Origin of the sequence: Allokutzneria sp. A3M-2-11 16 (assembly GCF_024213555.1) — a bacterium.
GTDB lineage: Bacteria > Actinomycetota > Actinomycetes > Mycobacteriales > Pseudonocardiaceae > Allokutzneria.
This window is the reverse complement of record NZ_JANAVO010000011.1, coordinates 99,704-123,354: the sequence shown is the minus strand read 5'-3', so window position 1 is coordinate 123,354 and position 23,651 is coordinate 99,704. Positions and strand designations below refer to the sequence as shown.

Here is a 23,651-nt window from a genome sequence, read left to right as displayed (position 1 = left end):
CTCAGCGCACTGGCCCGCGCAGGGGTACCGACGTCTTCAAGTACCACGAACCCCCGCCTCAGCAGTCTTTTTCCGCCCCCAACCCGAGGCGCTCAGCGAGGTTGGGGGCGGTTGAAGACGCTGGTGGGTGGGGTGCGGTGTACTTGAAGACGCCGGAACTTCAACGGTCACTTCGCGTCGGCGTAGCAGTCGACGACCTTGGCTTCGAGGGGGAAGCGCACGGGGGTGTCGCCGAAGAGCAGGCGGGTCGCGGTCACCGCCGCGTCGTGCACCGCGGTCACCACCTTGTCGGCGTTGCCCGCCGCGCAGTGCACGATCACCTCGTCGTGCTGGAAGAACACCAGTTCCGCCTCGCCCATGTCGTGCAGGGTGGCGCGGAGGCTGGCCAGCATCGCCAACGCCCACTCCGCCGCGGTCGCCTGCACCACGAAGTTGCGGGTGAACCGGCCGCGGGCGCGGGCGGCGGACAGGGCTTTGCGGTCGTCCGAGGGACTCTCCGCTGCTTCGAACGCGGGCTCGGAGCCCTCCAGGGACACCGAAACCGAGGCGGGCGGGCAGGTGCGGCCCAGGTAGGAGCGCACCAGGGCACCGCTCTCGCCGAGCTGCGCCGCGTGCTCCACGTACCCCATCGCGGCCGGGAACCGTTGCCGCAGCGTGGCCAGCAGCGGGCCGATCCCGCCCGAGGTCTGGCCGTAGAGCGCCCCGAGCATGCCCAGCTTCGCCCGCGCCCGGTCCCCGTCGAAGGCATCCGCGGCCAGCGCCGCGTACAGGTCCCCGTCGCCCGCCGCCGCGGCGAGCCGGTGGTCGGCCGCCATCGCCGCGAGCACCCGCGGTTCGAGCTGGCTGGCGTCGGCCACCACCAGTTTCCAGCCCTCGTCGGCGATCACCGCGCCGCGCACCTTGCGGGGGATCTGCAGCGCTCCGCCGCCGCGCGTCGCCCAGCGGCCGGACACCACGCCGCCCGGCACGTACTCCGCGCGGAACCGTCCACTGTGGACCCACGAGGCCAGCCAGGACCAGCCGTGCGCGACGTGGATGCGGTAGAGCTCCTTGTACTCCAACAACAACGGCACCGCCGGGTGGTCGACGTCGCGCAGCACCCACGAGCGGGTCGAGCTGAGCTTGAAGCCCGCCTTGGCGAAGGCGCGCAGCACGTCGGCGGGGGAGTCCACGTGCATCCGGTGATCGCCGAACGCCTGGCTGATCTTCTCCGCCAGCTCACCGAGCCTGCGCGGCGGGGCGCCCGCGGCCGAGCGCGACCCGAGCATCTCCACCAGCAGCGCGTCGTGCACGTCGGCGCGCCACGGCAGACCGGCCTCGCCCATCTCCACCGCGATCAGCGCGCCCGCCGACTCGGCGGCCACCAGCAGCCGGAACCGCCCCGGCAGCGCCACCTCGGCGATCCGTCGTTGCTGGTCGGCGTGCACCTCCAGGAGCGCGTCCATCGGGTCGGCCCCGCCGGGCAGCGCCGCCTCCCCGGTCTCGAAGAGCGTCGGCTGGAGCTCCTTGGTCCTGGCGGGCGGGTCCGGTGGCACCGGCCAGCCGCGCAGCCGCGCCAGCGCCGCGGCGAGCCCCCTCGGCTCGCCCCACCGCCCCGCGTGCCCGCTGAGCAACGCCTCGGTCAGCTCCACGTCGTGGCAGCGGTCCACCCGCACGCCCGCGGCCAGCAGCTTCGGGTAGGTCTCCGTCGTGCTCGCCCACACCCAGCGCGGGCCGTCGGCGTGTTCCCGCTCACGCACGGCGGCCACCGCGTCGGGCACGCGCGACACCGGACCGGCCGCCGTTCCGTCCTCGGTGAGCGGGCACATCAGCCCACCGCCATCCGCAGTCATCACCAGCGCCACCCGCACACCCCGGATTGTGCTCGCCACCCCCGACAGTCCGCCCAGCAGTGACACCAACGCCCGCTTCAGCACATCTTCAGCCCGCGGGTTCCCCCGTCTTCAAGTACACCGAACCCCCCTCTCAGCGGTCGCAAACGACAGCGAACGTCGGCGGTGGGCGGGGGTTCGGGGGACTTGAAGACCGGCCAACTCCGGCCCGGAAGGAGGCGGAGGGCAGGTGGGGAGAGGTGTCAGTGGCGTGACCTACTGTGGTGACAGCAGAACTTGGTCGACCTCCTGAGGCAACCTTCGGGCCGCCTGCCGCGACCTATAAGCGGGGGAGAGTCGATCCGCGCCGCCCGGACCGGGCGCGCTCGCTGATGCTCGACCCTGCGAGCAGGTCTTCGGTCCCGAGGACGCGAAGCCCAGAAGCAGTCGTGGAAGGGGTTGTCGAGAAGTGGTTGCCGCCCGCGTGACGGGACTGGCGAAGTTGATCGGGTTGTGCGTCGTGGCCGGGGTCCTGGTCGCGGCGATGATGTTCCCCGTCGTCGGGGGCGTCGGCCTGATGTCCAACCGCGCCAGCGAATCCGTTGACCAGATCTCCGCCGACCTGGTCAGCGTCGACCCGCCGCAGGTGACGTCGGTGCTCGACAAGAACGGCAAGGTCATCGCCTCGCTGTTCGAGCAGGACCGCACCATCGTGCGCGGCGAGGACATCTCGCCGAACATGAAGGCCGCGATCGTCGCGGTCGAGGACCGCCGGTTCTACGACCACAACGGCGTGGACTGGCAGGGCATCTTCCGCGCCGCGGTGGACAACGTGGTGCAGGAGGGCGAGGGCGGCGGTGGTTCCTCGCTGACCCAGCAGTACGTCAAGAACTACCTGGCCTACGTGGTGGCCAAGACCGAGGACGAGCGGGAGAAGGCCACCGAGCGCAGCATCGCGCGCAAGCTGCGCGAGGCGCGGATCGCGCTGCAGCTGGAGCGCGAGGTCAAGAACAAGGACGAGATCCTCACCCGCTACCTCAACATCGTGCCCTTCGGCGGCCAGATCTACGGCGTGGCCAGCGCGGCCCGCACCTACTTCAACACCTCGCCGAAGAACCTGACCATCCCGCAGGCCGCCTTCCTCGCCGGGCTGGCCAACCAGCCGAGCAGGCTCAACCCGGTGAACAACCCCGAGGGCGCCATCAAGCGGCGGAACTGGGTGATCGACAAGATGGCCGAGAACAAGGCCTTCCCGATCGCCGACCCGGCGAAGCTCAGGCAGGAGATCGACAACCTCAAGGCGACCGAGCTGGGCACGCAGAACCCGTTGCGCACCCTGTCCAACGGCTGCGTCGGCACCGGCGGCGGCAACGTCAACGGCTTCTACTGCGCCTACGTGATCGACTACCTGCAGAAGGCGGGCCTCCCGCTGGAGCAGATCAAGCGCGGCGGTTACACGATCAAGACCTCGCTCGACCCGGTGGCCACCGAGGCGGCGAAGTCGGCGGCCGAGGGCGAGGTCTCCAAGACCACCGACGGCATCGCCAACGTGATCGCGGTCGTGCAGCCGGGCAAGGACAAGCACCGCGTCGTGGCGCTGGCGGCCAACCGGGACTACGGCACCAAGCAGGACCTCGGCCAGACCTCCTACCGGCTGCCCAGCGACGTCGCCCGGTTCGGCGCGGGCTCGATCTTCAAGGTGTTCACCGCCGCCGCGGCCATGGAGGAGGGCAAGGCGGGCATCAACACCAGCATCCCGACGCCGCCCACCTACACCTCCTCGGTCTACAAGAACGGCGGCCGCGGCTACACCGTGAAGAACGCCGGGGACTACGGCGAGGCGATGTCGTTGCAGCAGGCGCTGGCCATGTCGCCGAACACCGGCTTCATCTGGCTGGAGGAGCGCGCCGGGCTGGGCAACGTGGTCGACATGTCGATCAAGCTCGGGCTGCGGACCAGCATGCAGGGCGTGAACAACGCGGGCACCAAGCCCAACCCGGACAGCAAGAACCGGCAGTACAAGCTGACCCAGGAACAGCTGATCAAGCAGGACAACGCCGGTTCGTTCACCCTCGGCGTCACCCCGGTCAGCCCGCTGGAGCTGGCCAACGTCGGCGCGACGCTGACCTCCGGCGGCGTCTGGTGCCCGCCGAGCCCGATCGAGCAGGTCCTCGACCGCAGTGGCAGGCCCGTTCCGGTGAAGGAAGCCCCGTGCGAGCAGGTGGTCAGCCCCGAGCTGGCCAACAGCATGGTGCAGGCGCTGAGCAAGGACCACGAGGCCAACGGCACCGCCGCCGCCGCGGCGCGGGGCTGGGACCGGCCGATGCTCGGCAAGACCGGGACCACCCAGGACCACAAGTCGGCGGGCTTCCTCGGCGCCACCCCGCAGTACTCCGGCGCGGTGCTGACGTTCAGCGACAGCGATTCGCCCCGTCCGATCTGCGACGGCAACCAGCCGACCCTGTGTCGGAGCGGCAACATCTACGGCGGCAAGGTGCCCGCGCGGACGTGGTTCGAGGCGATGAAGAAGATCCACAAGGACAAGAAACGGGAGGAGCTGCCCCCGGCCTCCCCGCAGTACATGCACTGACACCCGCGTCTAACCAAGCACCGCACCCAACCGTGCACCGCACCTGACCAAGCACGGCACTGACCGAGCACCGCAGCGTGACTGAGCACCGCGACCGCCGACCGGGGTTGGGGCGTCTTCAAGACCCCCGAACCCCGGTCGGCGCGGTCGTCAACGGTGCTGAACCCGGTGCGGCGCTGGGGTTAGGGGCGGTTTGCGACCGCTGGGGTGGGGGTCGGGGGTACTTGAAGACGCCCTGACCTCGGGGGCGGAGAGCGACGTGAACCGGGCCGCACCGGGGTTCTCCTCCCAGAAACCCCCGGTGCGGCCCGGTTGTGGTGTCAGCGCCTGTGGTGGCTCGACGTTGTCCTTTCTATGTCGGGCTGCGTGGCGCCGGGGGAGCCGAACGGGTTAACGGCTGGGGCGGATGCCGGTCAGGCGGAGCTCGTCCACGGCGGGCGCAGCGACAACAGCCGCATGGTCACCGCGTCCAGCTGGAACTGCGCGTCGCGGCGCAGCGCGTCCTGGGCCGGGCGCACCCGCCGCTTGCCCTCGAAGTACACGCCGTTGACGTCCTGCCGCGTGGTCGCCGCGTGCAGCACGTGGTCGGCGCCCGCGGCCGGAGGCGCCCCGGAGAAGCCGAAGGTGGCGCGCAGCAGCTTCGTCTCGATCGCGCCCGGGTCCACGCTCACCGCCGACATGTCCGTGCCGTCCAGCGCGGCGGCCAGTGAGCACGTGTGCACCGCGAGGGCCAGCTTCGACCGCGCGTAGGCGACCTTCGGGTGCTGCGCGACCGCGGGCCACATGTTCGGCCAGGCGAAGCGGACCGAACGGTGCTGCGCGCAGGACAGGTTCACGATCTTGCCGGCCTCGCCGCGGTTGAGGGCCCCGAAGAGCCGGGCCGTCAGCAGCACCGGGGCCAGGTAGTTGACCTGGAACGCGGGCTCGTGGCCGTCCCGGCTGCTGGAGCCGGGCTGGCCACCGGGGATGGCGGCGTTGTTGATCAGCAGGTCCAGCTTCTCCAGCCGGTTCAGCACGGCATCGGCCAGCCCCTCCACCTGGGCCAGGTCGGTGAAGTCGGCCAGCAGCGGGACCACGGTGGTGCCGGGGTTGGCCGGGGCCAGCTCCCTGGCCAGCTCCTCCAGCGCGGCGGGCCGCTTGCCGTGGATCAGCAGCGTGTCGACCAGTCCGGCCAGCCGCCGCGCGGTCGCCCGGCCGATCCCGTCCGTGGCTCCGGTGACCAGTGCCGCCGCGAGGGGACTCACCGGCGCCGTCTTCCATACCCCGAGCCGATTTCCGGCGGGCTATCCGTTCGTGCGTCTTGCAGTACGCAACGAACTTTTCCGGTTTTCCGGAAGACCGTTCCCGGAAATGCGGTAAGTCGGATAGTGGAAATGTGTCCCGCGCTCCTGCGGGAAGGTGGGACCGTAGTGGCGGCCATCCGGGCTCCCCCCGGCTGACGGCGGACGTCTACGCAGGTGGTGCGCCTGGTCGAGGCGTAGGCGTGACATACCGACAGCGTTTTCGCCGAAATCACCGAGCACGACTCCTGGTGGAATTGCATACCAGGCGAGAGGGCGGCCTCGGGACGGCCGCCCATTCCTCGGCCTGGCATCCCCTTATCGTGCTCCGTGAACCGCGCCCACCAGAACCGCCGCGGGGGTGAGCGCGAATTGAGGCCGTTCGCCTCAATGGGAACTACTTCGGACGGCCGCGCCGGTGGGCGGGTGGCGGAAAGCGCGACGCCGGTACCCCTGGGACGGGTACCGGCGTCGTTGGTGTGTTCGCTGGGTCAGCGGGGCTCGGTCGGCCTGGCCGCGGCGTGCACGGTCGGCGGCCACTCCTCCGCGTCGAGCAGTCCGAGCGCGTACGCGTGCGAGACCAGCGCGGTGCGGCTGGGGGCCCGCAGGCGGCGGCGCAGGACCGCGAGGTGGTAGTCGATGCTCTGCCGGGACAGGTTCAGCGCGCGGCCGATCGCGGCGTTGGAGTCGCCGATCGCCACCCGCTCCAGCACCCGGGCCTGGACCTCCGACAGCAGCGGCGTGGACCCGGCCATGGTGGCCCAGCGCATCTGCCGCACCGCCTCGACGGCGAAGACCACCGAGGCGGGCTGGCCGTCCGGGCTGCGCGAGACCGACGCGGTGAAGCGGACCTCGACCGGGGCCTCGGTCTTGCGGTCCAGCAGCACCCTGGCCCGGTGGCTGGGGATCTTGCCGCCGAGCAGGTCGCCCCACCACGCGCCGCACTGGGGGTTGTTCCGGTTGAACAGCAGCGAGCCCGCGGTCGCGCCGCGCAGGTCGTGCAGCTGGCGGCCGAGCAGCTCGCACAGCGCCGGGTTGGCGTCGCTGACCGTGCCGTCGGGATCGCAGACCAGCACCGGGATGGTCGAGCGCTCCGCGACCGCGCGGTGCCGCTCGCGCATCTGGAACAGCTCGCGCTTGGCGCGCATCTGCTCGGTCAGGTCGAGGTAGAAGCCCGCGACGAAGGCCCGACCGTTGCGGGCGCGCACCGCGGCGAGGTAACCGGCCACGTGCCGGGTGCGGCGGCTGTTGAGCCGCAGCGCGAACCGGTGCGGCCGGATGATCGTGGTCTCGCAGGCCCTGGTGAGCATCTCCGCGTCCAGCCACTGCTGCTCACCGGCCAGGGCGCGCGGGCCGAACTCGTCCATCGGCGCGCCGATCATGTCCGAGGCCGCGCGGTCGTAGAGCGCCGCGTACGCCTGGTTCACCCAGCGGTAGCGGCCGTCGGGGTCGCGCACGCAGACGGCGACCGGGCCGTGCGTGATCAGGTGGACCAGCAGCCGGTAGACCGCGGGCTCGTCGAGCACCGGGGTGTTGCCGTCCTTACGTGCCATTGCGTCCATCGGGCGGCTCACCGGGACCAGCCCCCGATCCGCCGCGAGCCCCCACTCGCGCGCCGCACCAGCGTCAACGTCTCGTTGCGCGTCGACATCGCCCACACCTCTCCCACGCGAATCCGCCTCGCTCGCGACCTGGCCCCAAAGATACCGACCAACCGGTATCCAAACGCCAAGACGTCCCCCGTGTCAATCACCGTGCGTGAGTGAACGACTTCGTTATCGCAACGGGACGTGCCCGAATCGAGAAGGTGGCGGGTTCTATAGAGAAGGGCTGGTGACCCTCGGGCGCTCCAGCGCGGGCGGCTCCAGCCGCAGGTCGGCGGGGGCGCCGTCGGGGCGCACGCCCGGCAGGAAGCAGACCCACAGGTGCCGGATCCGCTCGATCATGTCCTTGCGGCCGGTCAGCGACTGCGCCACCAGCTGGCTGCCGGTGAACACACCGACCAGCAGCTCGGCGGTGGCGGTGAGGTCGAGGCCGTCCCGGGTGTCGCCCTGCGCGCGGGCCTGCTCCAGCAGCGAGCCCACCGCGGAGATCCAGCCGGAGAAGGCGCGCCGGGGCTCGGGCTCGTCGAACTCGGACTCGAAGACCAGGCGGACCGCGGCGCGGATGACCGGATCGCCGACGAGCTGGCTGCCGAACTGGAAGGACAGGTCCACCAGCGCCTGGAGCGCGCGGCCGTCGCTGGTCAGCAGCAGGCTGTCCACCGAGGGCGGCCAGCCCCGGTAGTGCTCCTCGATGACGGCGAGCGCCAGCGCGTCCTTGGACGGGAAGTGGAAGTAGAGCGCGCCCTTGGTCACGCCCGCGGCCTCGCACACGTCCTGCAGGCTCGTTCCCCGGAAGCCCTTGTCGTCGAAGGTGGTCGCCGCGGCTTTGATCAGCTTGGCCCGGGTCAGCTCCGCCCGTTCCTTTTTGCGCATTGGCGCTCTCCATCATGCTAATTGGGGAAAGCTCGCATACCTACCCGCCGGTATGCTAAACGAACTCCGGAAGCGTCCCCCGTCAGGGACTCCAGGTGCTGGAGCGATGACAGTTATGACGTCCTTCACCCAGAACGTGCTCGGTTGCCGGTGTTGCCTTCTCCAATCGATACCAGATCCGCCCAGTCCGCTATTCCACAGCACGGTCGACCGGCGGCTCGTGCACCGCGCCGCCGTGCACGAGGTCCTGCTGACCGGCTGGGCCCGGACCGCCGGTGACCGCTACATGATCGGTGCTCAGTGGCCCCGAGACCATAGTTTCTACCGACCGGTGCCGCCGGGGGCGCACGATCCCCTGCTCGTGCTGGAGACCGTGCGGCAGGCCGGGCTGCTGGTCGCGCACGTCGGCGAGGGTGTGCCGATCTGTCACCACTTCGTCATGCACTCCATCGGCTACGACGTCGATCCCCGGCTGCTGCGGCTCGGGACGGTGCCCGCGGACCTGACCATCGACGTCACCTGCCAGGTGCACAACCGTCGCCCGACCGGGGCGGTCAAGCTGGGCATTCGCACGCTGATCGCCAGGGACGGCGAGGTGCTGGGGGCCGGGTTCGGCGAGATGACCTGCCTGCCGGAGGCGGTCTACCGCAACCTGCGGGCCCGTTCCCTGCCGCCGGGCGGGGTGGGGGAGGGGGCCTGCCCGCCCCCGGTCGAGCCGCACCTGGTCAACCGGCTGCGCGCGGCGGACGTCGTGCTCAGCCCGGGTGCGGGCCCGCTGGCGTGGCGGGTGCGGGTGGACCGCGATCACCCGGTGCTCTTCGACCACCCGCTGGACCACGTGCCGGGAATGCTGGTGTTCGAGGCGATGCGGCAGGCACTTGCCTACACCGGGCGGGGGCTGCTGCCGCTGGGCTGCCACGCCGAGCTGGCCAGGTACGTGGAGCTGGACCCGCCAGCGGAGGTCGTGCTGCGGCCCGGTGGCGGTGATCCGGTGTTCGATCTCGAACAGGGCGGGAAAACGGCGGGAACGGTGTCCTGGTTTATGTCGCCGGGCGGTGGGTGGAGAGTTCCCAACCCCCGTTGATAATGTGGGCGGAAGTTGATCTTCATGATTCGGTGATCGATTCATGTTTGCCGCTTCCGGTGAAATCTGGTCGGCAATTCCCTACCAATTCCGAGGGGTGGACCGTTGTCCGCGGCGCCCGTCCTCGGCTACGCGCGAGCCACTCGAATCGCACTCAAGAGGTGGCGAGGGCGATCGTGCCGGCGGGGGTGTCGGAGTGCACGGAGAACCTGAGATAGCCGGGGCGCGCGGTGGCCACGACGCCCAGTTCCCGCAGGCGTTCGGTGACGGCGGTCCACCGGGGTTCGGCGAGGCGGACGGAGACGATGCCCGCGCGGTGCTGCGGCTCGGCCGGGGTGAGCAGGTCGGCGCCCGTTGACAGCAGGCGCTCGACCAGCAGGTCGGCGTTCGCGGTCACCGCCTCGGCGACCGCGTGTTGGCCCGTCCGCTCCAGCTCGGTCAGCGAAGCGAGCAGGCCCGTGATCGCCAGCGGGTTGAGCATCGTCATCGTCACCCGGCCCGCGTCGGCCAGCGCCGGGTGCTCGGTCGCGTCGAAGACGGCCCGGTCCTCGACGCCGGACCACCCGGTCAGCCCGTCGGAGAGCCGGTCCAGCGCCCGCGGCGACGCGGCGAACAGCGCGGCACCCCAGCCGGAGCGCAGCCACTTCTGCCCGCCCGCCACCACGACGTCGGCCAGGTTCCACGGCTGGTCGCTGACGCCGAAGCCCTGGATCGCGTCGACGACGAGCAGCCGGTCGCCGATCACCTCGCGCAGCGCGGGCAGGTCCGCGCGGCGGCCGGTGCGGTAGTCCACCGCGCTGACCGTGACGGCGACGGTGTCCGGGCGCAGTGCCGCCGCGACGCGCTCCGGCGAGGTGTGGCCGTCCGGGTTGTCGAGGAAGTCGACGGTGAGGCCGCCGCGCTCCTGGGCGCGCAGCCACGGGTAGACGTTGGCGGGGAAGTCGTGCCGGGGGACCAGCACGCGCCCCGGGCCGTCCAGGCCGAACGCGACGTGGAACAGCCCGGCGCTGGTGGACGGCACCAGGGTGACGCCCGCCCGGTCGAAACCGGTCAGCCTCGCCGCGATGTCCGCCGCGGCGTTCTCGCGGTCGTGCAGTTCGTCGACGACGCCCGGTGCGCCCGTCGCCGACAGGCGGACCGCGTCCAGCAGCGCGTCGCGCACGGCGGGCGGCGGTGGGCCGAAGCGCGCGAAGTCCAGGTAGTGCGGGGAGCCGGTGTTCGACCATGGCGTTCCTGCGGTTTCGAACGCGGCGGTTTCGGACAGGGCTGTTTCGGACAGGGCTGCTTGCTGGTGCGCGGGGCCGGATCGGGTGGTGCGGGGCGCCGGGTTCGAGTGGGTTGCCGGGTTGGGCTGTTGGGACACGGCGTCATCCTCATGCAGGGCGTCGGTGGCGCGGGCCGGGGACGTTCAGTGTCCCCAATGGTCTGTTCGGGGCTGGTGGCCGCCACCCGGGCTAGCCGGTCGATCACCGGCTGTGTCCACTGTGGATGATCGCGGCGGGTGTGCCCGATCGGACGCGTTGACCTCGCCGGGCGGGGCGCGGTTGCATGATTTCCAACCGCCCGGTGCAGTCCGGGAGGAACAGACCTCACTCCCCGGCAGTGCCGCCGGGGGTCGGGAGGAGGCTCCGTGCCGGAGAACGTGCTGCCGGAAAGATCGGTGATGCCGCCAGAACAGCCCGTGCTCGGTCGGCGCGGAGTGCTCATGGGACTCGGTGGCCTGGGGGCCTTGGCGGTGCTGGGCGGTACGCCCGCGCTCGCGGCGGTGGCCCCGGAGCGGGGTCCGCTGGACCTGCGTTTCCGCGTGACGGACCAGTTCCGGCCGTTCGACCTGATCGCGCCGGGCTTCGAGCAGTTCGACACCGCGACTGCGCGGGACCGGGCCGTCGCGGCCGCCCACGGCGTGCGGATCAGTGACGACGGCGCGGTGCGGCTGGCGGGGGACACGCTGCTGATCACGTCGTCGGGCCCGCGCGCGCCGTTCTGCTCGGTGCTGGTGGAGGTGGCCTCGCTCGCGGCCGACTCCAGTGTCGTCGCGGGGATCGCGTTGGACCAGGCCAACTCCGTGCTCGTCAGGTACAGGTCGGACGGCTCGGCGACGATCGAGGTCACCGTCGGCGGCAAGCGGACCATTGTGGACTCGGCGAAGCAGGTGCCGTTGCGCGCGCCGTTCCGATTGGCGTTCGTGCTCAACGAGAACGCGGTCACGGTGCTCGTCGATCCGACCAACACCGGCACCGGGTGGACGCCGTTGGTCAGCGAGCGCGAGGGTGTCTCGGGCCTGGTCGATCTCCGAGTGCCGGACCGGCTCCGGGCGATGCGCTACGCCTTCGGCGGGTCGGGGACGAGCACGCTCGGGCGCGTCCGAGCGGGCTACTTCGGTCAAGCCGGGTTGCGCGACGGGCACCTCGTGCAGACGGCGGAGGGCAAACCGCTCATCCGCGACAACAAGATCTACTTCACCTTCACGTGCGCTGGACTGGGATTTTTCCAGCAGGCGCACTGGGGTGTGTGGGCGATGGACATCTCGGACCCCCGTCGCCTCGAACAGGTCTCGCAGCTGTTCTTCCAACGCGATGGGGTGATCGTCGGGGACCACGCCGGGCAGGTCGTGTACGACGAGCGCAGAAACCGGTACATCGTGGCGATGAGCTCTTGGGGCGACTTCGCGTTCAACGGGGTGCACGTGCGCCACGTGGAGACCGCCGCGAACGTGCTCTCGGGCGTGCACGTGCTGCGCACCGCGCGGTTCCCGCTGCCGACCGCGGTCAGCGCGTGGGACCCGTCGCTGACCAGGATCGGCGACCGGTGGCACGTGGCGTTCGTGGAGAGCCCCCGGCAGTCCCCGGTGTTCGAGTTCCACCCGGCGCTCGCGGTCGGCCCGCCCGGCGGGACCTACCACCAGGACCTGCGGTTGCGTCGCGCGGACACCTCGCTGGACCAGACCGAGGGCACGATCATCCAGCGGGTCGGCGACCAGTGGTACCTCTTCGCCAGCGACGGCGACGCCCGCGAGTACCGCGTCTACGACCTGGAGACCATGAGCTACCTGGGTTCGCTGGACGCGCCGTACCGCACCAACATCCCGCACCCGCAGCTGGTGGAGGTGCCTTCGGCTGGAGGCCCGCGCTGGTGGCTGGTGACCTTCGACGGGACGCAGTACGCCGAGGGCGTCCTCGGCTACGGCGGGCACGGGGACGTCCTGGTGATGCGGGACGGCTGAGACGAACGGTGGAAAAGGCGCGTCGTGCCCGTGCTGTGACCGCGTGACGCTTGACACACCGGTGGGCCGGTCATAGCGTCCGCAGTAATCGTTTTCCCGTAACGTGCCGTTCACTTCGTCCGGTGGAGCAGGGTATGGCCAACGACGCACCGAGGCTGGTCCGCATGACCGGCATCGGCAAGCGCTACGGCGGCGTTCTTGCCTGCCAGGACGTGGATTTCGACATCCGCGCCGGTGAGGTGCACGCGCTGCTCGGCGAGAACGGCGCGGGCAAGTCGACCCTGATGAAGATCCTGTCCGGGGACATCACCGACTACTCGGGCGAGATCGCGGTCGAGGGCGCCCCGGCGCGCTTCGGCGGTCCGGTCGACGCGCAGCGCGCGGGCATCGCCATGATCCACCAGGAGCTCGACCTGGTGCCGGGGCTGTCGATCGCGGAGAACCTGTACCTGGGCCGGGAACCGCGCACGCGGATCGGCACCGTCGACGGCAGGCAGATGCGGGTGTGGACGCAGGCCCTGTTGCGGCGCATCGGGATCGACCTCGATCCGCGCCGCCCGGTCGGCGAGCTGCGGGTGGGCGAACAGCAGCTGGTGACCATCGCCCGCGCGCTGTCGCTGGACGCCAAGGTGCTCATCATGGACGAGCCCACCTCCGCGCTGTCGACCGCCGAAGTTGAGCAGTTGTTCGCCGTCATCGACGAACTGCGCCGCGAGGACGCGGGCATCGTCTACATCTCGCACCGGATGGACGAGATCGGCCGCGTCGCCGACCGCGCCACGGTGCTGCGCAACGGCCGGATCGTCGAGGAGTTCGACGCCAGGTCGATGACCGCGGAGCAGGCCGCCGAGGCGATGGTCGGCCGCCCGGTGCGGACGCTTTTCCGCGCCTCGCACGGGGAAGCGGGCGAGGAGCTGCTGCGCGTCGAGGACCTGACGGTGCACCCGCGCCGGGTCCGGTCCGGCCGCAACGAGCCCGCCGGGATCAGCCTCACGGTGCGCCGGGGGGAGATCGTCGGGCTGGCCGGGTTGCTCGGCGCGGGCCGCACCGAGCTGCTGGAGACGTTGTACGGGGCGGGATCCGCCGGTCGCTGGGACGGCCGCGTGCTGTTGGACGGGGTGGACGTGCGGCCGAGGGGTCCGCGCGCCGCGCTGGCCAAGGGCATCGCGTTCGTGCCGGAGGACCGGCGGATCAGCGGCCTGGTGCTGGAGCACTCGGTGCTCGCCAACACGGTTGTGTCCATTGTGGACAAACTGCGGACGGCCGGGCTGGTGGTGTCGCGGCGGGCCGAGCAGGCGAACGCGGCGGAGAGCGCGAAACGCCTGCGCGTCAAGCTGTCCTCGCTCGCCGACCCGGTCGGCACGCTCTCCGGCGGGAACCAGCAGAAGGTGGTCTTCGGCCGGATGCTGCTGACCAAGCCGAAGCTGCTGCTGCTGGACGAGCCGACCCGCGGCGTGGACATCAACGCCAAGGCGGAGATCTACCAGCTGCTCGGCGAGATCGCCGGGCAGGGCATCGGGGTGCTGCTCGCGTCGTCGGAGCTGGCCGAGCTGATCGGCGTCTGCGACCGGGTCGTCGTGCTCCGGGGAGGGCGGAACGTGCGGGAACTGCGCACCAGTGAGATCGGGGAGGCGGACCTGCTCGCCGCCACCATGGGCGAGACCGCGGCAGGGGGTGCGCGATGAGCCCGGACCCGGACGTGACCGAGGTGACCGAGAACGGCAGGCGCCGGATCGACTGGCGGGAGACGCTGTTCTCCTTCCAGAGCTTCTTCGGGCTGATCGCCGTCTTCGTCGCCGCGATCGTGTTCTCGCCGAGGCGCAACGGCGAGATCCTGTTCCTCACCAGCGACAACCTGTTCAACGTGGTGCGCGCGGTCTCCGAGATCGGCATCATCGCGATCGGGATGACGTTCGTGATCCTGGTCGGCGGCATCGACCTCTCGGTCGGCGCGGTGCTCGGGTTGTCCGCGGTGGGCTCGGCCGTGCTGCTGGTGCACGACGACCTCGGGGTGTTCCCCGCGGTGCTGATCGTGCTCGCGGTCGGCCTGGTCTTCGGTCTGCTGCAAGGAATGGCGAGCGCGCTGTTCGGCATCCAGGCGTTCATCGTGACCCTCGCGGGGTTGCAGATAGCCAGGGGCCTGGCGCGGATCTGGTCCGACGGGCAGGGCGTCGCGATCGCCTACGGCGACGGGCCGAACGAGGCGCCGGTGACGTTCTCCCTGCTGGGCGAGCGCACCTTCGGCGGCGTGGTGCCGATCCCCGCGCTGATCTTCGCGGGGCTGGCCGTGCTGGCCATCCTGTTCCTGCGCACCAGCGCGTTCGCCCGGCATCTGTACGCGGTGGGCGGCAACGAGAAGGCGGCGCGGCTCTCCGGTGTCCCGGTGAACCGCGTGAAGATCATCGTGTTCGGCATCTCGGGTCTGCTGGCCGCGCTGGCCGGGATCGTGCATGCCGGGCAGCTCAACCAGGGCAGCCCCAACGACGGCGCGGGCTACGAGCTGGACGCGATCGCCGCCGTGGTGATCGGCGGGACCGCGCTCACCGGCGGCCGGGGCTCCGTGGTGGGCACCGTGACCGGTGCGCTGCTGCTGGGCGTGCTGAACAACATCCTGGCGTTGAACAACATCGACGCCAACGTGCAACTCCTGATCAAGGGCCTGGTGATCGTGGCGGCTGCCGCATTGCAACGACTGCGGCCTTCGTCATGAACCGCCCGTGGAAAGGGATTTTCGACGTGAAGAGAACGATCGCATTCACCGCCTGCCTGATGCTCGCGGTCACCGCGTGTGGCACGACGAGTCAGAACAGCGGCAAGGGCCCGGCGACGCAGGCCAAGTGCGAGGGCACCGGCGGCAAGTACGTCATCGGGATGAGCCAGGCCAACGTGGCCGAGCCGTACCGGCAGCGGATGGACGACGACATCCGCACCGCGGCGGCGAAGGTGCCGCAGTTCGAGGTGAAGTTCGCCGATGCCGCGCAGGACAACGCTAAACAGGTCTCCGACGTGGAGAACTTCCTGACCCAGCAGATCAACCTGCTGATCATCAGCCCGAACGAGGCGACCCCGCTGACCGCGGTGGTGAAGAAGGCCTACGACAAGGGCATCCCGGTCCTGGTGCTGGACCGCAAGGTGGACGGCGACGCGTACACGAGCTTCATCGGCGCCGACAACCGCGACATCGGCCGCCAGGCGGGCAAGTACGTGGCGGAGAAGCTGCTGCCCAACGGCGGCAAGCTGGTCGAGCTGAAGGGCCTGCCGGGCTCCACGCCCGCGCAGGAGCGCAGCGAGGGCTTCCACGAGACGCTCGGCACCAAGGTCCAGGTCGTGGCGACCGGTGTCGGCGACTGGTTGCGGGAGAAGGGCCAGCAGCAGCTGGACGCGATCCTGAAGGCCAACGCCGAGGTCGACGTCGTGTACTCGCACAACGACCCGATGGCCGAGGGCGCCTACCTGGCCGCGAAGGCCGCCGGACGGGAATCGAAGATCAAGTTCATTGGCATCGACGCGCTGCCGATTCCATCCGGTGGGGTGAAAGCCGTTGAACAGGGCCGGATCTCGGCTACGTTCACCTACCCCACCGGCGGCAAGGAAGCCATCGCTGCCGCCAAGACGCTCCTGGTGGACTGCAAGCAAGTCGAGAAGAAGCAGACCCTGCCGACGCAGTTGATCACCAAGGAGAACGCCGAGCGGGTGTACCGGGAGGCGAACGGTTAGTCCCTGCCACGTCCTTTGAGGACATTCGCCAGTGAGGGGGCGGATCATGCGCAGACACGTTGACCACCTTGATCCAATGGGACCCGGACATCGCCGCAAGGGACGGCACCGGACACTCAGGCTCCTCATGTCACTGGCCTCGGTCGCGGCGTTGTCCTTCGCGGGCACCGCCGTGACCCCCGCGCAGGCCCAGCCACCGGCCGTTTCGGCCTTGCCCACCGGCAAGGGGCCGGTCGGCTGGGCCACCTACCGGCAGCTCGACTCGGTCGGCACGCTGCGCGGCGCGGTGGACACCCGGCAGTTCTCCGGCTACGACCGGACCGGGCGCAACAACGACGGGTTCGACGGGCAGTTCTCCTGCCTGCGCATGATCGGCAGCAACTGCGTCATCGCCGAGCGCACCGGCGCCGGGGAGATCGAGTCGATCTGGTTCACCCGGGACGACGGCGTGGTGGCGCGGACCGGCTGGATCAGGATCGAGCTGGACGGCACCACGGTGCTCGACGCGCAGCTGCAGGACGTGGTGGACGGCAAGCTCGGCGCGCCGTTCGTCTGGCCGCTGGTGGGCAACCGCGCGGACACCTCCGGCGGCGTGGTCATCAAGGTGCCCATGCCCTACCGGCAGTCGATGCGGATCACCACGCAGAACAACCCGTTGTTCCAGCACGTGGTGTACCGCAACTTCGCCGACGCCGACGGGGTGTCCACGTTCAACCGGTCCGACCAGGCCAACGACGTGATCGCGAAGCTGCGCGCCTTCGGCCTCGCCGATCCCAAGCCCGCCAAGTGGAACGCCACCAGCAACCGGTCCACTGTGGACATCAACCCGGGCGCGACGGCGCGGGTGGGCGAGCTGACCGGGCCCGCGCAGATCACCCAGCTGAAGGTGCGCCTGCCGCAGGTTCAGGCCAGCCCGCACGTCAACGACGACGGCAGGGCCTTCGGCGCGGGCGGCGAGAGCGCGTTCCGGGTCGCGGTGGACCCGCGCAACCAGGGCGTGCGGCTGACCCGCCGGTTCGACCCGCACATCGAGGAGCAGCGGGCGAGGTTGTTGGTGGACAACGCCTTCGTCGCGGACTGGTACCACGGCCCGAAGTCCCGGCCGACGCTGTGGGCCGACCAGTCGATCGACATCCCGCCGCAGTTCACCTCGGGCAAGTCGCGGCTGAACATCCGCAACCAGTTCGTCTCGTCGTCTTTAGACTTCAACGAGTTCCGCTACGACGTGCACAGCATGGTGAACGGCACCTGGGTGCGCACGGACGTGATGGACATGGGCTCCGACCGCCCCGGTGAGGAACTGAGCCACGGCTACCGCGTCACGCAGCAGAAGTGGGAGGGGCGGCACTACTTCAACTACCCCTTCGACGCCGGGCAGATCTCCGCGTCGGACGCGGTGCTCGCCGGTGCGCGGCTGCGGATCTCCTTCGACGGTCGGACCACTGTGGACGCTCCGATCGGGGAGTTCTTCGGTTCGGGGCTGGGTGAGTACGACACGCGGTCGCTGATGTTCTCCATGGACTCCACAAGGGACGGTTGGTACACCGCGTGGTGGCCGATGCCGTTCGCCGAGCGGGCGGTGGTGGAGGTCGTCAACACCAGCGGTGTGCGGATCTCCGACGCCTCGGTGGAGCTGACCTGGGCGGCCGACAACGCCATCCGGGATCGCTTGCTCCCCAACGGAACGCTTGGCTACTTCAACGCCACGCACCGGCAGGGGCCGACCGGGCACGCGAAGGACTGGATCTTCGTGGACACGCCGGGCCGCGGGGTGTTCTACGGGGTCACGCACTCCATGCGCGGCCGAATCCCGCTCAGCGCCGAGGTTCCCCGGCTCTACCTGGAAGGTGACGAGCGCGTCTACACGGACGGACTGCTCACGCCGGTCCAGCACGGCACCGGCACGGAGGACTTCTACGAGTCCGGGTGGTACTTCCGCACAGGGTCGTTCGCGATGCCGTTGGCGGGCTACCCGGCGCACGAGGTCGGACGGGACGGCTGCGTCTACGACTGCACCGGCGCCTACCGGCTGATGATGCCCGACGCGATCCCGTTCAACACGGGGCTGCGCTTCGGCATCGAGCACGGGCCGGTCGCCGACGTCGCCGCGGACTACAGCTCCACGGCGTACTGGTACGGCCAGCCGCGGTGGGCCCTGCGCAGCACGGACGGGCTCAACCCGACCGACCAGGCCAGCAGGGACCAACACGGCTACCGCGCGGCGGGCGAGACCTCCGGGCACCTCACGTCGGTGTTCGAGGGCGACGACGACCACGCGACCGCGGGCGGGCGGGTCACCGAGGCCACCGGCCCGATCAGCTTCACCGTCGCGGTGGACCAGAACAACTCGGGCGTGCAGATCATCCGCACGGCCGACCAGGTCCGCTCGTACCAGCAGGCACGGGTGCTGGTCGACGGGCAGTTCGTCGGCGTGTGGCTGATGTCCTCGGGCAACATGTTCCAGCGGTGGTTGCAGGACACGTTCATGATCCCGTCTCGGTTCAGCGCGGGGAAGCGGATGCTGGCGATCACCCTGGAGCCGCTGCCCGGTTCGCCGCCCTGGTCCTCTTCGGACTACCACATCAGGTCGTGGGTGGATCCCTTCGAGCCGGGCCGAAGTGGCGCGCAGCAACGGATCGAGCCGCCCGCGCTGGACTGGCGCGCGAAGGACCTGGGTCCGCACGTGCTCGGACCGCGTGACCCGATCTCGACGAAGGAAGGTCAGGTAGGCCGCTAGTCCCGGCGTTGGATTCCCTGAACGACCCGTTCAGGGAATCCAACGCCCCGAACTCCGGTGAAGGGACTGGGTTAGAGTTGTCGCGTGTTCGAGCCGTACGGCCTCTCGCACGGCATCGTCGCCGTGGTGTTCGTGGCGGTGACGGCGCTGCTGCTCGTCTTTCGCACGGCGTGGACCAGCCGCGTGCTCGCGATCGTGATCGTGGCGGTGCAGCTGCCGTTCCAGATCCACACGATGTTGCCGGGGCAGTGGGACATCGCGTACTCGCTGCCGTTGCAGCTGTGCGACCTCGCGCTGATCGCGGCCGTCTGTGCACTGTGGACACACAGCCCGGCGGCCACGGCCCTGACCTACTACTGGGGCCTCACGCTGACCGCGCAGGCGCTGCTCACCCCGGCCTACCGCGGCCCGGACTTCCCGGACTGGCAGTTCCTCATGTTCTGGGGGATCCACCTGTTCACCATGTGGGCCGCGATCCACCTGACCTGGGGAATCGGCATCCGGCCGGACTGGCACGGCTACCGGCTCACCCTGGTGGCGACGGCGGTCTGGGCGTTGATCATGTTGATGCTCAACGGTGTGATCGGCGCCAACTACGGCTTCCTCAACGCCAAGCCGGGCGGCTCGGTGCTCGACCTCTTCGGCCCCTGGCCGCTCTACCTGGTGGTCGCCGCCCTGCTGCTGGCCGGTGTCTGGGCCCTGATCACCGCGCCGTTCACCCGCGCGGCCTCGCACAGCTCTCGCTGAAACCCTTTCACACCCGGCACTTGCGAACATCCGACATTTCGCGTGACCGTGTGCCCGCTCCCTGGTGTGCGCTCGATTCCTGCCTTGCGTTTCCACATCCGCAGAGATGGGTTGACCATGCGTAAGAAACGTCCCTTACTGTCCGCACTCCTGCTCGCGGTCCTGGCGATGGCGACCGCCCCCGAGGTCTCCGCCCAGACCGCCCCCGCCGACAAGGGGCCCCTGGGCTGGGCCACCTACCGCCAGCTCGACGGCATGGCCGCGCTGCGCGGAGCCTCGGAGACCCGCCAGTTCTCCAGCTACGACCGCACCGGCCGCAACAACGACGGTTTCGACGGCAAGTACTCCTGCCTGCGCCAGGACCTGGGCGGCTGCGTCATCGCCGAGCGCGCCGGGGCCGGTGAGATCGGCTCGATCTGGTTCACCCGCGACGAGGGCGTGGTCACCAGGACCGGCTGGATCAAGGTGGAGCTCGACGGCCGGGTCGTGCTCAACGCCCAGCTCCAGGACGTGGTCGACGGCAAGCTCGGCGCGCCGTTCGTCTGGCCGCTGGTGGGCAACCGCGACGACACCTCCGGCGGCGTGGTCATCAAGGTGCCCATGCCGTTCCGCACGTCGATGAAGGTGACCACGCAGCACAACCCGCTCTTCCACCACGTGGTCTACCGGAGTTTCCCCGACGCCGTGGGGGTTCCGGCCTTCGACCCCGCGGACCGGGCGACCGACGTGGTCGACAAGCTGCGCTCCTTCGGCCTCGCCGACCCCAAGCCCGCGCGTCCCGGCTCGCACACCACCCGCTCCACCGCGGACATCGAGCCAGGGGCGACCGCGCGCCTGGCCGAGCTGTCCGGGCCCGCGCAGATCGGCCAGCTGCGGGTGCGGCTGCCGCAGGTGGTGCCCGGCCCGGCGGTCGACGACGACGGCAGGGCGTTCGGCGCGGGCGGCTCCAGCACCTTCACCGCCGCGGTGAGCCCGGAGAACTCCGGGGTGCGGCTGACCCGCCGCTTCGACCCGGACATCGAGAAGCAGCGGGCGAACCTGCTGATCGACGGCCGCCCCGCCGGGCAGTGGTACCACGAGTCCAGGATCGGCCCGATGACCTGGGCCGACCAGTCCATTGACGTTCCGGCCGCGCTCACCGCGGGCAAGTCGAAGGTGGTCGTGCGCAACGAGTTCGTATCGTCCACTGTGGACTACAACGAGTTCCGCTACGACGTGCACAGCCTGGTCAACGGCACGTGGGTGCGGACCGACGTGGTCGACCTCGGCCACAACCACCTCAGCGTCGAAGCCGCGCACGGCTACCGCGTCGAGCGGCAGCAGTGGCAGGGCAGGCGGCACTTCTACTACCCGACCGATCCCGCGCAGGTGACCGCCTCCGACGAGGTGCTCGCCGGGGCCCGGCTGCGGATCAGCTTCGACGGGCAGACCACCGTGGACGCGCCGATCGGCGAGTTCTTCGGCTCCGGGCTCGGCGAGTACGACGTGCGGTCACTGATGTTCTCGATGGACCCGCACAAGGACGGTTGGTACACCTCGTGGTGGCCCATGCCGTACGCGCAGCGGGCCGTCGTGGAGATCGTCAACGACAGCGGTCGCCGGATCACCGGGGCCTCGCTCGAAGTGACATCGGCGGCCGACCGCGCGGTCCCGGAGAGGTTGCGCGCCAACGGTTCCCTGGGCTACTTCAACGCCACGCACAAGCGCTCGGCCACGGAGAACGGCAAGGACTGGATGTTCGTGGACACCGCCGGGCGCGGCGTGTTCTACGGCGTCACGCACTCCATGCGCGGCAAGCTCCCGCTGGCCGTCGAGGTGCCGCGGCTCTACCTGGAGGGCGATGAACGCGCCTACGCGGACGGCCTGCTGACGCCGATCCAGCACGGCACCGGCACGGAGGACTTCTACGAGGCCGGGTGGTACTTCCGCACCGGCGCGTTCGCCATGCCGCTGGCCGGTTACCCGGTGCACGAGATCGGTGGCGACGGCTGCCAGTTCGACTGCACAGGCGCTTATCGGTTGATGGTGCCGGACGCGATCCCGTTCTCGACGGGGCTGCGCTTCGGCATCGAGCACGGGCCGCTGGCGGACGTGCCCGCGGACTACAGCTCCACCTCGTACTGGTACGGCCAGCGGCAGTCCACGCTGCGCGAGACCGACCGGCTCAACCCGACCGACCTGGCCAGCCGCGCGGAGCACGGCTACACGGCGGTCGGCGAGACGGTGAGCAAGGTGACCTCCAGCTTCGAGGGCGACAACGACCACGCGGTCTCCAGCGCGCAGGTCACCGCCGCCACGGGCGCGATCGGCTTCAAGGTCGCGGTGGAGCCGGGGAACTCGGGCGTGCAGCTCGTGCGCACGGCCGACCAGGCGCGGGCCGGACAGCGGGTCGAGGTGCTGGTGGACGGCACGGTCGCGGGCACGTGGGCGCAGCCCTACGGCAACGCCGAACACCGTTGGCTCCAGGACACGTTCACGATTCCGGCGCAGCTCAGCGCGGGCAAGCGAGCGCTGTCGATCACGCTTCGGCCGGTGTTCGGGTCGGCGCCGTGGACCGCGTCGGACTACCACGTGCGGTCCTTCGTCGCGCCGTTCGACTCGGGCGGTGTCGTGACCCAGGTGGCGCCGCAGGGCATGGACTGGTCGCCGAAGGACCGCGGGCCGATGATCCGCACCGAGCGCGACCCCGTCTCGCCGAAGAACGGCACGACCGGCGGGTGATGTTGTGGCGCGGGGTCTAGAATGCGTGCATGCGCTTCTCGGCCCCGCGTCCCCATCCGTAAGCTCGCGTGGTCCAAACCAATCCCGTTTCGTACTCATAACGGGATTTGGGAGCGCTCTCTTTCCCGGCAAGAGTACGAAACGGGAAAACGACGGCCCTGGCGGAGGTTAGGTGCGGCGCGAGCTGCCGCGGACGACCAGCTGGGCGGAGAGCGTTGTGGTGGTGGGGTCCTTGTGGGAGCCGGTGACGCGGTTCAGCAGGAGCTGCGCGGCCAGCGTGCCGATCTCGTAGGCGGGCTGGGCCACCACGGTCAGCGGCGGGTCCAGCAGCTCCGCCCAGGGCGCGTCGTCGAAGGCCACCACGCCGACATCGCGGCCGGGCCGCAAGTTCAGCTCCGCCAACGCCTGTAGCACTCCGACGGCCATCGCGCTGTTGGCGACGAGCAGCGCGTCCGGCGGCTCCGGTTGCGACAACAGGTCCAGCGTCGCCTCGCGCGCGCCCGCGGATCTGTACTCCGAGCGCCGCACCAACCTGGTCGCGCTGCGCTGTTTCGCGGCCCGCAGGCCGTCGCGGTACCCGGCGAGGCGGTCGTCGGCGGTGCGCACCCCGGACGGGCCGGTGAGACAGCCGATGACCCGGTAGCCCTGCTCCGCCAGGTGCACGGTCGCCTGCTTGGCCGCCTGGCGGCTGTCCACCAGCACCGTGTCGGTCGGCTCGCCGGGCAGCGGGCGGTCCACCGCGACGATCGGGGTTCGCCTGTCCCGCAACGCCTCCACCGCGCCGGGCACCCCGGAGGGGGACAGGATCACGCCCGCCATCTGCTCCTCGATCGCCACCTCGACGTAGCGCCGCTCCTTGGCCGCCTCCTCGTCGGTGTTGCACAGCACCACCGAGTAGCCCGCCGCCTGCGCCACGTCCTCGACGCCGCGGGCTATCGCGGTGAAGAACGGGTTCTCCACGTCGGAGATGATCAGCGCCAGCACCGCGGTCTCGCGCCTGCGGAGGTTGCGCGCCAACCCGTTCGGGCGGTAGCCGAGCTCCCGCGCCGCCGCGACCACCCTGGCGGCCAGCACCGGGTCGACCGAGGATTTCCCATTCAGGGCACGGGAAGCCGTCGCCGTGGAAACGTTGGCAAGTGCGGCGACATCGCTGATCGTCGTCATCGCGGGGGCTCCTCGTGCGCCATCGGCCTATTGACAGCCGTCAGCGCTGAGCATAGCTTCCGAGAAAACGATTGCTCGTGTTCTGTCGGCGTTTGCCGCC

At 70.3% G+C, this 23,651-nt stretch carries 15 protein-coding genes; 9 read left to right on the top strand and 6 right to left on the bottom strand.

Annotated elements, in window-relative coordinates:
* Window positions 1-167 precede the first annotated feature (167 nt).
* On the bottom strand, window positions 168-1,832 hold the full coding sequence (locus NLX83_RS33615; RefSeq protein ID WP_256564858.1) for a bifunctional 3'-5' exonuclease/DNA polymerase: 1,665 nt from the start codon (window positions 1,830-1,832) through the stop codon (window positions 168-170).
* A 463-nt stretch (window positions 1,833-2,295) separates the two neighbouring features.
* Between NLX83_RS33615 and NLX83_RS33610 the strand changes: the two genes are divergently transcribed.
* Window positions 2,296-4,401 carry a transglycosylase domain-containing protein gene (locus NLX83_RS33610; protein ID WP_254239280.1) on the top strand — a complete coding sequence of 702 codons (2,106 nt, stop codon included), beginning with the start codon at window positions 2,296-2,298 and terminating at the stop codon, window positions 4,399-4,401.
* A 413-nt stretch (window positions 4,402-4,814) separates the two neighbouring features.
* Here NLX83_RS33610 and NLX83_RS33605 read toward each other — a convergent pair whose 3' ends face one another.
* From NLX83_RS33605 to NLX83_RS33595, 3 genes are all read right to left on the bottom strand, one after another.
* Window positions 4,815-5,645: an SDR family NAD(P)-dependent oxidoreductase gene (locus tag NLX83_RS33605; RefSeq protein WP_254239279.1), complete on the bottom strand. Its 831-nt coding sequence runs from the start codon at window positions 5,643-5,645 to the stop codon at window positions 4,815-4,817.
* 527 nt (window positions 5,646-6,172) lie between these two features.
* On the bottom strand, window positions 6,173-7,234 hold the full coding sequence (locus NLX83_RS33600; protein WP_254239278.1) for a helix-turn-helix transcriptional regulator: 1,062 nt from the start codon (window positions 7,232-7,234) through the stop codon (window positions 6,173-6,175).
* Window positions 7,235-7,498: 264 nt separating this feature from the next.
* Complete coding sequence (locus NLX83_RS33595; protein WP_254239277.1) at window positions 7,499-8,158, bottom strand: ScbR family autoregulator-binding transcription factor; 660 nt, start codon at window positions 8,156-8,158, stop codon at window positions 7,499-7,501.
* A gap of 106 nt (window positions 8,159-8,264) precedes the next feature.
* Between NLX83_RS33595 and NLX83_RS33590 the strand changes: the two genes are divergently transcribed.
* Window positions 8,265-9,242 carry a ScbA/BarX family gamma-butyrolactone biosynthesis protein gene (locus tag NLX83_RS33590; protein ID WP_254239276.1) on the top strand — a complete coding sequence of 326 codons (978 nt, stop codon included), beginning with the start codon at window positions 8,265-8,267 and terminating at the stop codon, window positions 9,240-9,242.
* Window positions 9,243-9,396: 154 nt separating this feature from the next.
* Here the strand turns inward: NLX83_RS33590 and NLX83_RS33585 are convergent, their stop codons facing one another.
* Window positions 9,397-10,605: an aminotransferase class V-fold PLP-dependent enzyme gene (locus tag NLX83_RS33585; RefSeq protein WP_254239275.1), complete on the bottom strand. Its 1,209-nt coding sequence runs from the start codon at window positions 10,603-10,605 to the stop codon at window positions 9,397-9,399.
* A 267-nt stretch (window positions 10,606-10,872) separates the two neighbouring features.
* Between NLX83_RS33585 and NLX83_RS33580 the strand changes: the two genes are divergently transcribed.
* The 7 genes from NLX83_RS33580 to NLX83_RS33550 all read left to right on the top strand — a co-directional run bounded on the left by NLX83_RS33580 (window position 10,873) and on the right by NLX83_RS33550 (window position 22,387).
* Window positions 10,873-12,465 carry a hypothetical protein gene (locus NLX83_RS33580; RefSeq protein ID WP_254239274.1) on the top strand — a complete coding sequence of 531 codons (1,593 nt, stop codon included), beginning with the start codon at window positions 10,873-10,875 and terminating at the stop codon, window positions 12,463-12,465.
* Between the two features lie 134 nt (window positions 12,466-12,599).
* Window positions 12,600-14,150 (top strand): sugar ABC transporter ATP-binding protein, encoded by a 1,551-nt coding sequence (locus NLX83_RS33575; RefSeq protein ID WP_254239273.1) that lies wholly within the window; start codon window positions 12,600-12,602, stop codon window positions 14,148-14,150.
* The gene (locus NLX83_RS33570; protein ID WP_254239272.1) at window positions 14,147-15,175 is read left to right on the top strand and encodes an ABC transporter permease; all 1,029 of its coding nucleotides are present in this window, start codon (window positions 14,147-14,149) and stop codon (window positions 15,173-15,175) included. Before NLX83_RS33575 ends, NLX83_RS33570 begins: the two co-directional genes overlap by 4 nt.
* A 59-nt stretch (window positions 15,176-15,234) precedes the next feature.
* Window positions 15,235-16,182, top strand: a complete 948-nt coding sequence (locus NLX83_RS33565; protein ID WP_254239336.1) for a substrate-binding domain-containing protein — start codon at window positions 15,235-15,237, stop codon at window positions 16,180-16,182.
* 127 nt (window positions 16,183-16,309) lie between these two features.
* Window positions 16,310-18,919: a glycoside hydrolase family 172 protein gene (locus NLX83_RS33560; protein ID WP_254239271.1), complete on the top strand. Its 2,610-nt coding sequence runs from the start codon at window positions 16,310-16,312 to the stop codon at window positions 18,917-18,919.
* Window positions 18,920-19,003: 84 nt separating this feature from the next.
* Window positions 19,004-19,666 carry a YwaF family protein gene (locus tag NLX83_RS33555; RefSeq protein WP_254239270.1) on the top strand — a complete coding sequence of 221 codons (663 nt, stop codon included), beginning with the start codon at window positions 19,004-19,006 and terminating at the stop codon, window positions 19,664-19,666.
* A gap of 117 nt (window positions 19,667-19,783) precedes the next feature.
* A complete protein-coding gene (locus NLX83_RS33550; RefSeq protein WP_254239269.1) occupies window positions 19,784-22,387 on the top strand; it encodes a glycoside hydrolase family 172 protein in 2,604 nt (867 codons plus the stop codon).
* A 168-nt stretch (window positions 22,388-22,555) separates the two neighbouring features.
* Here NLX83_RS33550 and NLX83_RS33545 read toward each other — a convergent pair whose 3' ends face one another.
* Window positions 22,556-23,551, bottom strand: a complete 996-nt coding sequence (locus NLX83_RS33545) for a LacI family DNA-binding transcriptional regulator (RefSeq protein ID WP_254239268.1) — start codon at window positions 23,549-23,551, stop codon at window positions 22,556-22,558.
* Window positions 23,552-23,651 lie beyond the last annotated feature (100 nt).

Coding starts and splice junctions, on each gene's coding strand:
- NLX83_RS33615 (WP_256564858.1), bottom strand. CDS start 1,832: ATGACTGCGGATGGCGGTGGGCTGATGTGCCCGCTCACCGAGGACGGA.
- NLX83_RS33600 (WP_254239278.1), bottom strand. CDS start 7,234: ATGGCACGTAAGGACGGCAACACCCCGGTGCTCGACGAGCCCGCGGTC.
- NLX83_RS33595 (WP_254239277.1), bottom strand. CDS start 8,158: ATGCGCAAAAAGGAACGGGCGGAGCTGACCCGGGCCAAGCTGATCAAA.
- NLX83_RS33590 (WP_254239276.1), top strand. CDS start 8,265: ATGACAGTTATGACGTCCTTCACCCAGAACGTGCTCGGTTGCCGGTGT.
- NLX83_RS33575 (WP_254239273.1), top strand. CDS start 12,600: ATGGCCAACGACGCACCGAGGCTGGTCCGCATGACCGGCATCGGCAAG.
- NLX83_RS33570 (WP_254239272.1), top strand. CDS start 14,147: ATGAGCCCGGACCCGGACGTGACCGAGGTGACCGAGAACGGCAGGCGC.
- NLX83_RS33565 (WP_254239336.1), top strand. CDS start 15,235: ATGCTCGCGGTCACCGCGTGTGGCACGACGAGTCAGAACAGCGGCAAG.
- NLX83_RS33560 (WP_254239271.1), top strand. CDS start 16,310: ATGTCACTGGCCTCGGTCGCGGCGTTGTCCTTCGCGGGCACCGCCGTG.
- NLX83_RS33550 (WP_254239269.1), top strand. CDS start 19,784: ATGCGTAAGAAACGTCCCTTACTGTCCGCACTCCTGCTCGCGGTCCTG.
- NLX83_RS33545 (WP_254239268.1), bottom strand. CDS start 23,551: ATGACGACGATCAGCGATGTCGCCGCACTTGCCAACGTTTCCACGGCG.